Raw genomic sequence first — 10,704 nt, forward strand, 5'->3', positions numbered from 1 at the left:
CTTCCCGCCGCCGCGGGGGGCCAGCGCGAGCCGGGCGGTCGCGGGGTCGGCGGTCTCGGGGCCGGTGAGCGGGGTCCGGACGGTGATCTCCACCAAATACACACCGTCAGTCCTCGAACGCTTCGGGGGGCGGGCAGGAGCAGACGAGGTTGCGGTCGCCGTAGGCCTGGTCGATGCGGCGGACGGGCGGCCAGTACTTGTTCTCCCGCAGGGACGGGAGGGGGTAGGCGGCCTCCTCGCGGGTGTAGGCGTGCTTCCAGTCGTCGGAGACGAGGCAGGCGGCGGTGTGGGGGGCGTTCTTGAGGGGGTTGTCCTCGGCGTCGTAGCCGCCGTCGGCGACGCGCTGGATCTCCCGGCGGATCTCGATCATGGCGTCGCAGAACCGGTCGAGCTCGGCGAGGTCCTCGGACTCGGTGGGCTCGATCATCAGGGTGCCGGCGACGGGGAACGACAGGGTCGGGGCGTGGAAGCCGTAGTCGATGAGGCGCTTGGCGACGTCCTCGGCGGTGATCCCCGTCTCCTTGGTGATCTTGCGGAGGTCGGCGATGCACTCGTGCGCGACGAGGCCGTCGCGGCCGGTGTAGAGGATCGGGTAGTGCGGGGCGAGGCGGGCGGCGAGGTAGTTGGCGCCGATGATCGCGCCCTCGGTGGCGGCGCGCAGCCCGTCCGGGCCCATCATCGCGATGTAGGCCCAGGAGATCGGCAGGATGCCGGCCGATCCCCAGGGGGCGGCGGAGATGGGGCCGACGCCGGTGCCGGGGCCGGCCTCCTCGCGCATCGGGTGGTTGGGCAGGAACGGGGCCAGGTGCTCGCGGACGCCGATCGGGCCGACGCCGGGGCCGCCGCCGCCGTGCGGGATGCAGAACGTCTTGTGCAGGTTGAGGTGGGAGACGTCCGAGCCGAACTCGCCGGGGCGGGCGAGGCCGACGAGCGCGTTGAGGTTGGCGCCGTCGACGTAGACCTGGCCGCCGGCCTCGTGCACGGCCGCGCACACCTCGGTGATCGTCTCCTCGAAGACGCCGTGCGTGGACGGGTAGGTGACCATGATCGCCGAGAGCCGGTCGCCGTGCTTGCCGAGCTTGGCGCGCAGGTCGTCGAGGTCGATGTTGCCGCCCTCGTCGCACTTGACGACGACGACCCGCATCCCGGCCATGACGGCGCTGGCGGCGTTGGTGCCGTGCGCCGAGGAGGGGATCAGGCAGACGTCGCGGTGCTCCTCGCCGCGGGAGGCGTGGTAGCCGCGGATGGCGAGCAGGCCGGCCAGCTCGCCCTGGGAGCCGGCGTTCGGCTGGACGGAGACCTTCGCGTACCCGGTGATCTCGGCGAGGAAGCCCTCCAGCTCGCCGATCAGCTCGACGTAGCCGGCGGCCTGGTCGAGCGGCGCGAACGGGTGGATCGCGGCGAACTCCGGCCAGGTGATCGGCTCCATCTCGGCGGTGGCGTTGAGCTTCATCGTGCAGGAGCCGAGAGGGATCATGGAGCGGTCGAGCGCGATGTCCTTGTCCTGGAGCCTGCGCAGGTAGCGCAGCATCGCGGTCTCGGAGCGGTGCGCGTGGAAGACGGGGTGGGTCAGGTAGGGGCTCTCGCGGCGCAGGGCGTCCGGGAACGCTTCGGGGACCTCGCCCGCCGCGGTCGCACCGAACGCCTCCAGCACGGCGGTGACGTGCGCGGGCAGCGTCGTCTCGTCGCAGGCGACCGCGACCCGGTCGGGGCCGTCCGGGCGCAGGTTGACGCCGCGCTCGCGCGCGGCCGCGACGACCTCGGCGGCGCGGCCCGGCACGCGGGCCAGGACCGTGTCGAAGAACGAGTCGTGCACGACCTCGACGCCGGCGGCGCGCAGGCCCGCGGCGATCTCGGCGGCCCGGCGGTGCGTCCGCTGCGCGATCGCGGCCAGCCCCTCGGGGCCGTGGTACACGGCGTACATGCTCGCCATCACGGCGAGCAGGACCTGGGCGGTGCAGATGTTGCTGGTGGCCTTCTCGCGTCGGATGTGCTGCTCGCGGGTCTGCAGCGCCAGCCGGTAGGCGGTGGCGCCGTCCGCGTCGACGGACACGCCCACGAGCCGGCCGGGGAGCTGGCGCTGGATGCCCTCGCCGACCGCCATGTAGCCGGCGTGCGGCCCCCCGAACCCGTAGGGGACGCCGAACCGCTGCGCGGAGCCCACCGCGATGTCGGCGCCGGACTCGCCGGGCGGGCGCAGCAGGGTCAGCGCCAGCAGGTCGGCGGCCACGACGGCCTTGGCGCCGCGCTCGTGGGCCTGCGCGATGACGGGCTCCAGGTCGCGGACGGCGCCGGACGCGCCCGGGTACTGCAGCAGCACGCCGAAGAAGTCGCCGTCGGGAAGGCCGCGGGACAGGTCGGCGATGACGATCTCGATGCCGAGCGGGATCGCGCGGGTCCGGACGACCTCGATCGTCTGCGGGAGCGTGTCGATGTCGACGAGGAACGTCCCGGGCTCCTTGCGCCTGGAGACGCGGTGCGCGAGGGCCATGGCCTCGGCGGCGGCGGTGCCCTCGTCCAGCATGGAGGCGTTCGCGACGGGCAGCCCGGTCAGGTCGCCCACCATCGTCTGGAAGTTCAGCAGGGCTTCGAGCCGCCCCTGGGAGATCTCCGGCTGGTAGGGGGTGTAGGCGGTGTACCAGCCCGGGTTCTCCAGCACGTTCCGCATGATCACGCCGGGCGTGGTCGTCCCGTGGTAGCCGAGCCCGATCATGGACGTCAGGACGGTGTTGCGGGACGCGAGCTCGCGGAGCCGGTCCAGCGCGGCGGTCTCGCTCAGCGCGGGCGGCAGGTCCAGCGGACGGGACGTGCGGATCGCGGCGGGGACCGCGTGGTCGATCAGCGCCTCGGCGCCGGAGTAGCCGATGGCGGCCAGCATCCGCGCCTGGTCGTCCGGCGAGGGGCCGACATGCCGGTCGGCGAACGCCGACCGGGGATGCTGCGGCGCGGCCACAGGGGCGAAGAACTGGGCGGTCATGGAGGGCCTCCTGGCTGCTGCGGTCGCTCAGGTGCGCCGCCGGCGCGGGCCGGCGGCCGTTCTCCCCCTCTGTCATGGCACCTGAGAGCTTCACCCGCGCGGCGGGGTTTCCCCTTCGGTGAGCCGCCCTTCCCCGCGCGCGGGGACCGACGCCTGCTTTCCAGAGGTGCCTCGCCCGTGCGGTCCTTTTGCCTGAGAGGTTCCGGGGAGGTTGCCCCTTCGGCGCCCCACGCTGGCGGCGTGGGGTCTCTCCCGCACAGGGTTGACGGCATGTCCTAGGTCGAACCCTACCCAAAGGCGCGTCCCCGACGTCGTTCCGGCCCGCCGGAAGGGGCCCCGCCCTCCGGCGCAGGCGGTCTACCGGCGAGTACCATGTGCTGACTCACCTGGGGCGCGACGGCCCCGGGCCGCACGGGGGCGGGGAGATGAGGCTGCGGGATGGACGCGCGTCCCGGCGGCGGCCCCGCGACTCGACGGCGCGCCGCCGGGTCTGGGACGCTGATCACGATGGCGGATGGTCAGGGCGGCGGTACGGCGTGACACGGACCCACGACGGAGCGGTGCGCCCGGCGCAGGGTGCGGCGGCCGGCGCGCCCGTCGACGAGCCCGCCCAGCCGTACCGGATCCGCCGGCCCTCCGACGCCATCCGGTTCGCGGCGTCCGTGGTGGGGCTGGCGGCGGTGATGCTGCTGGTGTCGATCGCGCAGCAGACCACCCACGGCCTGCAGACCGACATCGCGCAGGGCACCGCGCACGCGCCGCGGCTCCTGCTGACGCTGGCGACGCTGGTGTCCAGCTTCGGGGTGCTGGCCGTGCCGATCGCGTTCGGTATCGAGCGGCTGTTCCACAAGGACGGCATGCGCGTCGCGATCGCGCTGCTGGCCGCGATGATCGCGTTCGGGATCACGGTGGGCCTGGACGACCTGGTGGTGCGGGCCGCGCCGGGCGGCGTGCTCGACTCGCTGATCTGGGGCGGCACCGAGACCGCGCCGGTGCACACCGACATCGCCCCGGTGATCGCGTTCGTGAGCGCGGTCGGGATGGCGGGCCGCGCCCGCTGGCAGGCCGCGACCTGGACCATGATCGGCCTGGCGGCGCTGACGGGGCTGACCGCGTCCTACGCCTCCGTCGCCGCGCTGGCGGCCACCTACCTGCTGGGCCGCGCCATCGGCCACGGCACCCTCTACGCCGTCGGGACGCCGAACCCGCGCCCGTCCGGGACGGCCGTGGTGGCCGCGCTCGAACGGCTCGGGCTGCACCCGCGGCGGGCGGCGCGCCTGGACGGCACGCACGACGCCGACGAGACCCGCCGCTACGGCGTCGCCCTCGCCCCCTCCCCGCAGGGCGGGCACGGCGCCCGGCTCCCGGCGGGCCGGGGGCCGCACGGCGACTGGGACGTGGAGGTCCGCGTCCTGGACCGCGACCAGCAGACCGCCGGGCTGCTCTACCGCGTCTGGCGGCTGCTCCGGCTGCGCGGCGCCACGACGGGGCGGACGCTGCGGTCGCTGCGCCGGTCCCTGGAGCTGGAGTCGCTGATGGCGTACGCGGCGGACGCCGCGGGCGCCCGGACGCCACGGCTCGTCGGCACGTGCGAGGTCGGCACCGAGGCGGCGCTACTGGCCTACGAGCACGTCCCGGGGCGGCGGCTCGGGGACGTCCCCGACGCGGAGATCACCGACGAGCTGCTGGCGGACGTGTGGCGGCAGTTCCGGGCGCTGCAGGCGGGGCGGCTCGCGCACCGGCGGCTGGAGGGCGAGGCGGTCCTGGTCGGCGACGACGGCCTGGCCTACCTGACCGACCTGCGGTTCGGGGAGACGGCGGCCGGCGACCTGGCGCTGCGCCTGGACCTCGCACAGCTGCTCACGACCCTGGCGCTGCGCGCGGGGCCAGAGCGGGCGGTGGGGACGGCGGCGCCGGTGCTGGGCGAGGAGGCCCTCGGCGGGGCGGTGCCGCTGCTGCAGCGGGTGGCGCTGTCGCGGGCGACCCGCACCGCGCTGCGGCACCACAAGGACCTGCTGACCCGCATCCGGGAGCAGATCGTCCGGCTGAAGCCGGAGACGGAGGCGCCCCCGGCCAAGCTGGAGCGCTTCCGGCCCCGGACCATCGTCAGCATCGTGGCGCTGTCGGTCGCGGCGTACATCGTCATCCCCCAGGTGACGAGCCTGGACATCGGCCACCTGGCGGCCACGGCGAGCTGGCACTGGGTGGCGGCGGCCCTGGGGGCGGCGGCGCTCACCTACGTCGCCGCCGCGTTCATGCTGATGGGATTCGTCCCCGAGCGGCTGCCGCTGTGGCGGACGGTCCTGGTGCAGCTGGCGGCGTCGTTCGTGAAGCTGGTCGCGCCGGCGGCCGTGGGCGGCGTCGCCGTCAACACGCGCTACTTGCAGCGCTCGGGCGTCCGGCCCGCCCTCGCCGTCGCGAGCGTGGGCGCCTCCCAGCTCGTGGGGATGGTCACCCACATCCTGCTGCTGGTGCTGTTCGGGTTCCTGACCGGTTCGACGGCGAAGGCGACGCAGGACCTGGCCCCGTCCCGGACGATCGTGCTCGCGGTGCTCGGGCTGGGGCTGCTCGCGGGGCTCGCGCTGACGGTGCCGCGGGTGCGGCGGGTGGTCGCCTCGCGGCTGAGGGCCATGTTCTCGGGCGTGGTGCCGCGCCTGGTGGACGTGCTGCAGTCGCCGAAGAAGCTGTCCACCGGGATGGGCGGCACCCTGCTGCTGACGCTGGCGTTCACGCTGTGCCTGGACGCCTCGATCCGGGCGTTCGGCGGGTCGCTGCCGTGGACGACGGTGGTGCTGGTGTTCCTCACCGCGAACGCGGTGGGGTCGGCGGCTCCGACGCCGGGCGGGCTCGGCGCCGTCGAGGGCGCGCTCACGCTGGCGTTGACGATCTCGGGGCTGACGGCGGAGACGGCCACGTCGGCGGTGCTGCTCTACCGGCTCCTGACGCTGTGGCTGCCGGTCCTGCCGGGGTGGGGGGCGTTCGCCTACCTGCAGCGCAAGGAGGCGCTCTGAGGGGTCAGCCGGTGCGGCGGGCGCGCCGCCGGTCGGCCAGTTCGTCGTGGTGGTGGCCGGCGGGGTCCTCGTCGCCGGTGGAGGCGCGTTCAGCGGGCAGTTCCGCCAGACTGCCCTCCACCTCCTGCCACACCCGCCCGAGCGCGATGCCGAACACGCCCTGGCCGCCCTGGAGGAGGTCGACGACCTCGTCGGGAGAGGTGCACTCGTAGACGCTGACGCCGTCGCTCATCAGGGTGATCTGGGCGAGGTCCTGGACGCCGCGGTCGCGCAGGTGGGAGACGGCCGTGCGTATCTGCTGCAACGAGACGCCCGTGTCCAGGAGCCGCTTGACGACCTTCAGGACCAGGACGTCGCGGAAGCTGTACAACCGCTGGCTGCCGGACCCCTGCGCCGACCGCACGCTCGGCTCCACCAGCTTCGTGCGGGCCCAGTAGTCGAGCTGCCGGTAGGTGATGCCCGCCGCGGCGCACGCCGTCGGGCCGCGGTAGCCGACGTCCTCCGGCGGCGCCGACACCTGGGTGTCGAAGAGCAGGCCCTGCTCTCCGGCACGGCGGGACGCCACGCGCCTGTCGGGGGTCGCCTTGCCCTCGCCGCTGCTCACCGCCACGCGGACCTCCGGCTTCTATCATCCCGCAGCAGTTCGTCAAGGGGGTTTGACGAATAACACCACGGGTGTTCCACCAGCACGGTAGGTGCCGGTCAGGGTGTGGTCAACGTTCATCGTCGGCGCGTCGCATGCCCGGATGAACCGGCTTCACGTGGGCAAACTGCGCACCTTCGTCACCCACGCAGGTCCATACCCCGATGGTTCCCCCGCAAAAACCGCCAGGTCCGGCGCAATGGGCGACCATTCGCCCGATCGCATGATCTCGCACTCCAGAGTGACATACGGCACAGCGGCCACTCGCCCCGGGGTGCGGGGAGAGGCCTAACCGGCGCGGCCGAAGTCCTCAGGGGAGATCGTGTCGAGGAATTCGCGGAACTTCTCGACCTCGTCCTCCTGCTCGTCGGGGATGGCGACGCCGGCCTCCTCCAGGACGTCCTCGCTCGCGAAGATCGTGGCCCCCGTGCGCAGCGCGAGGGCGATGGAGTCGGACGGGCGCGCGCTCACCTCGACGCCGTTGGAGAAGACGAGGTCGGCGAAGAAGATCCCCTCGCGCAGCGCGGTGATGTTGACCGTGCGGAGCTGGACGCTCAGCGCGTCCAGCACGTCGCGGAACAGGTCGTGGGTGAGGGGCCGGGCGGGCAGCACCCCCTGCTGGGCGAAGGCGATCGCGGTCGCCTCCACCGCCCCGATCCAGATGGGCAGGTAGCGATCGCCCTCCGTCTCCTTCAACAGGACGATCGGCTGATTGGAGGGCATCTCGACCCGGACGCCGACGACCTCCATCTGCTTCACTGCGGCTCCCTGCTGGTTCTCGCTGTCTCGATCACCACGTGCAGCGGATCGATTCCTGACCGAACCATGTAGCCAACGTACACCCAGGCTCGGACAGCTCGCGGCGCGCGGGGTAGGGCAAAATCCTCCACCGGCCGGGTGATCAGTGGTCGAGGCTCTCGCGCAGGCCCGCGCCGACCAGCGCGGCGTGCAGCCGGACCGACAGCGCGGCGATCTCCCGCGCGGTCTCGGCGGCCTGCTCGTGCGCGCCGCGGCTGCGGCGGCGCAGCTGCGGCGCGACCATCTGCTCGATCAGGCCGACCTGCCGGTCGGCGGCGGCCTTGACGGCGCGCAGGTGCCGGACCTCGAAGCCGAACTCGCCGAGCGCGGCGGCCACGCGCGCGATGTTGAGCGCCTCGCCCTCGTAGTGCGCGCCGATCCGGCGGACGAGCCCGTACTCCTCCAGGCGGGCGAGGAGGGCCTCGTCGATCCCGGCTCCGTCCAGGAGCTGGCGGCGGGTGAGCCGCACGGCGGGCTCCGCCGCGGTGGTGTCGGCGGCCACGAGCGTGCGGGGGCGCCGCCGCTCCGGCTCGGCGGGGCCGGGGCGGCGCGCGCCGGGCGGCGGGACGCTCTCACCGCGGTCGCGCGCCTCCAGGTGCTGCCGGATGACGCGCAGCGGCAGGTAGTGGTCGCGCTGCGCGGTGAGGACGTACCGCAGGCGCTCGACGTCGGCCTCGCCGAACTTGCGGTAGCCGGAGGGGCTGCGCTCCGGCTCGACGAGCCCCTCGGACTCCAGGAAGCGGATCTTGGAGATCGTGATGTCGGGGAACTCCGTCCTGAGCAGCCCGAGGACGTCCCCGATGGTCATCGGGGACCGGGCCGGCTCCGCGCTCAAGGGCCCTCCCATCGTTCGCCGCGACCTCGCCGCGTTCCGTCAGCCGTGGGCCGGGTTGGTGAGGAACACCAGCCGGAACTTGCCGATCTGGACCTCGTCGCCGCCCGACAGCCCGGCCTGGTCGATCCGCTGCCGGTTGACGTAGGTGCCGTTGAGGCTGCCGGTGTCCCGGACGGAGAACACGCCGCCCTGCCGGGCGAACTCGGCGTGCCGGCGGGAGACGGTGACGTCGTCCAGGAAGATGTCGCTCTCGGGGTGCCGTCCGGCGGACGTGCGGTCCTTGTCGAGCAGGAAGCGGCTGCCGGCGTTGGGCCCGCGCTTGACGACGAGCAGCGCGGTGCCCGGGGGGAGCGCCTCCATCGCCATCTGGTCGGGCCCGACCGGCTCCTCGGCGCCGGCGTCGGTGTCCAGCGCCTCGAACCCCCCGATGGAGATCGTGGACGTGGACTCGCCCGGCGACTCCCGGGGAGGCGGCGGCGCCGAACTCCTCAGCGGAGTGCCGCAGTTCGAGCAGAAGCGGGCATCATCCGGGTTGGCGTGACCGCACTGCGTGCAGTAGACGCTCGGCATCGATCGGCTCGGCCTCCTACCATCGGCGTGCCGCCCGCGGACCGCCCGCCGTAGCGGGGGCCGCCTGCGCCACGCGCATCCTTCACCCAACCCACGCCGGGGATCCGCCCCGGCAACGGTCCAGCTTCACCGCCCGCTCACGCGACGGTCGCCGCAACTTACGCGGCTATCACCCGAGGGGTCAACCGGAACGGTGAACCGGCTGCACCAAACTACATTCGACGATGATCGCAGGTCCATGCCGCCGCGCGGACCGCCGCGATCACGACGTCCCGGCACGGTGCCCGGTTTACCGTCCCCCCGTCCCCTCTAGGGAGACCGTACCGCGCCGACGGCCACCTTCGCGCGCCGGGTGATCAGGACGCGGGCCCCGGCGCCCTCCAGCGTGCGGACGAGACCCCCCGGGATGTTGAGCGCGGTGGTCATCGTGTGCGGGTCGCCGATGGCCAGGAACCGGTACGGGGCGGTGAGGAGCCTGCCGTCCGCGCGGACGCCGTCGCGGTCGTCCAGGAAGTGGGTGTCGACGCCGACGCGCACGTCGCCGACCTGGATGACCTCGGCGCCCGCGTCGCGGAGCTCCTCCAGGGCGTCCAGCAGGTTCAGGGCCTTCACGCCGCGCCCGGGGTCGTCGATGCGCAGTTCGATCCCGGGGCCCTCGGCGGGGAGCGTGCCCGCCAGCAGGCCGTAGGTGGTCGCCCGCTCGCGCGCCTCCTCCAGAGCCGTTCCGCCCTCGGCGTCCCGCTCCAGCCGGGCCTTCGTCTCCTCCAGGTCCCGCAGGTCGCCCCTCAGCCGTTCGGAGCGCTGGCCCAGGTCCGCGAGGGTGCCGACGAGCTCGTCCTGCCGCGCGGTGGCGAACGTGGTGTCGCGCTCGGTCGAGCGCACCTGGGCGGCGACCGCGAACCCCAGCACGAGGCACAGGAGCCCGCCGACGAGCTGCCCGGGGCTGACGCGCGGGCGCAGCAGATCGGCGAGGGCGCGCAGGCCTCCGGGCGCGGGCGGGACCCGCCCGTCCTCGGGAGGCCCCTCGTTCTCCGGGGCCCGCCCTTCCTCCGGTGCGGCCTTCTGCGCGGCCTCGCCGCCGCTCATGCGCCGAACAGCTTCCGCCGGATGGCCGCCGCGTTGGAGAAGATCCGGATGCCGAGGACGACCACGACGCCGGTGGACAGCTGCGAGCCGACGCCGAGCTTGTCCCCGAGGAAGACGATCAGTGCGGCGATGACGGTGTTGCTGACGAAGGAGACCGTGAAGACCTTTTCGTCGAAGATGCCCTCCAGCCTGGCCCGGACGCCGCCGAACATGGCGTCGAGCGCCGCCACGATCGCGATCGGCAGGTAGGGCTGGAGCCAGAGCGGGACGTCCGGCTGGATCAGCAGGCCCAGTGTGACGCCGACCACGAGCCCGATCAGCGCGATCATTCCCGGCTCCCTCCTCCCCCGCTCACCGGCCGCCCCTCTCGCCGGGGACGGCGTACCGCAGCCGGACCGCCCCCGCGGCGGGCAGCCGCAGCTCGTCCGAGCGGCGCGTGCCGTACCTGACCCCGAACCGGTCGCGCAGCGCCGCGAGCCGCCGGTCCGCGGGCGAGCCGGCGAAGGCGGCCCGCAGCCGCCCGGGGTCGCCGACCGCCGTGACCTCGTAGGGCCCGGCGAGCGGCCGGTAGTCGACCATGATCGCCTCACCGGCGGCGCGGATCGCGGTGGTCGGGGTGAGCCGCCGGCCGTTGACGCCGATGGCCCGCGCGCCCGCCGCCCACAGCCCGTTCACCAGGACCTGGAGGTCCTGAAATAGGGGGCCTGCGACCTTGAGCGTTTTGGACGAGATCATCGAAGGCGTCCGGGCCGATCTCGCCGACAGGCAGCGCGAGGTCCCGCTC

9 protein-coding genes and 1 riboswitch are annotated in these 10,704 nt (G+C 73.8%); of the genes, 1 reads left to right on the forward strand and 8 read right to left on the reverse strand.

What is annotated here, in order from left to right:
- Positions 1 to 106 precede the first annotated feature (106 nt).
- The gene (gcvP, locus tag AB0K37_RS36780) at positions 107 to 2,977 is read right to left on the reverse strand and encodes an aminomethyl-transferring glycine dehydrogenase (protein ID WP_363989337.1); all 2,871 of its coding nucleotides are present in this window, start codon (positions 2,975 to 2,977) and stop codon (positions 107 to 109) included.
- Positions 2,978 to 3,147: 170 nt separating this feature from the next.
- Positions 3,148 to 3,242, reverse strand: a riboswitch (glycine riboswitch).
- Between the two features lie 271 nt (positions 3,243 to 3,513).
- On the opposite strand from gcvP, the gene AB0K37_RS36785 reads away from it, so the two are divergent.
- The gene (locus AB0K37_RS36785; RefSeq protein WP_363989340.1) at positions 3,514 to 5,988 is read left to right on the forward strand and encodes a lysylphosphatidylglycerol synthase transmembrane domain-containing protein; all 2,475 of its coding nucleotides are present in this window, start codon (positions 3,514 to 3,516) and stop codon (positions 5,986 to 5,988) included.
- A gap of 4 nt (positions 5,989 to 5,992) precedes the next feature.
- Here AB0K37_RS36785 and AB0K37_RS36790 read toward each other — a convergent pair whose 3' ends face one another.
- The 7 genes from AB0K37_RS36790 to AB0K37_RS36820 all read right to left on the reverse strand — a co-directional run.
- The gene (locus AB0K37_RS36790) at positions 5,993 to 6,598 is read right to left on the reverse strand and encodes a MerR family transcriptional regulator (RefSeq protein ID WP_345183957.1); all 606 of its coding nucleotides are present in this window, start codon (positions 6,596 to 6,598) and stop codon (positions 5,993 to 5,995) included.
- A 321-nt stretch (positions 6,599 to 6,919) separates the two neighbouring features.
- Positions 6,920 to 7,390 carry a bifunctional nuclease family protein gene (locus tag AB0K37_RS36795; RefSeq protein ID WP_067886188.1) on the reverse strand — a complete coding sequence of 157 codons (471 nt, stop codon included), beginning with the start codon at positions 7,388 to 7,390 and terminating at the stop codon, positions 6,920 to 6,922.
- A gap of 142 nt (positions 7,391 to 7,532) precedes the next feature.
- A complete protein-coding gene (locus AB0K37_RS36800; protein ID WP_363989344.1) occupies positions 7,533 to 8,264 on the reverse strand; it encodes a MerR family transcriptional regulator in 732 nt (243 codons plus the stop codon).
- A gap of 39 nt (positions 8,265 to 8,303) precedes the next feature.
- Positions 8,304 to 8,834: an FHA domain-containing protein gene (locus AB0K37_RS36805; protein WP_179848852.1), complete on the reverse strand. Its 531-nt coding sequence runs from the start codon at positions 8,832 to 8,834 to the stop codon at positions 8,304 to 8,306.
- Positions 8,835 to 9,143: 309 nt separating this feature from the next.
- A complete protein-coding gene (locus AB0K37_RS36810; RefSeq protein ID WP_363989347.1) occupies positions 9,144 to 9,920 on the reverse strand; it encodes a DUF881 domain-containing protein in 777 nt (258 codons plus the stop codon).
- A complete protein-coding gene (locus tag AB0K37_RS36815) occupies positions 9,917 to 10,249 on the reverse strand; it encodes a small basic family protein (protein WP_179848850.1) in 333 nt (110 codons plus the stop codon). Before AB0K37_RS36815 ends, AB0K37_RS36810 begins: the two co-directional genes overlap by 4 nt.
- A gap of 22 nt (positions 10,250 to 10,271) precedes the next feature.
- Positions 10,272 to 10,704 (reverse strand): DUF881 domain-containing protein (locus AB0K37_RS36820; protein WP_363989350.1); only part of this gene is annotated, 433 nt, incomplete at its 5' end.

Source organism: Actinomadura sp. NPDC049753, assembly GCF_040674655.1.
GTDB lineage: Bacteria > Actinomycetota > Actinomycetes > Streptosporangiales > Streptosporangiaceae > Spirillospora > Spirillospora verrucosospora.

Bases quoted from the DNA above. Each gene is read 5' to 3' on its own strand.
- gcvP (WP_363989337.1), bottom strand. From the start codon at position 2,977: ATGACCGCCCAGTTCTTCGCCCCTGTGGCCGCGCCGCAGCATCCCCGG.
- AB0K37_RS36805 (WP_179848852.1), bottom strand. From the start codon at position 8,834: ATGCCGAGCGTCTACTGCACGCAGTGCGGTCACGCCAACCCGGATGAT.
- AB0K37_RS36810 (WP_363989347.1), bottom strand. From the start codon at position 9,920: ATGAGCGGCGGCGAGGCCGCGCAGAAGGCCGCACCGGAGGAAGGGCGG.
- AB0K37_RS36815 (WP_179848850.1), bottom strand. From the start codon at position 10,249: ATGATCGCGCTGATCGGGCTCGTGGTCGGCGTCACACTGGGCCTGCTG.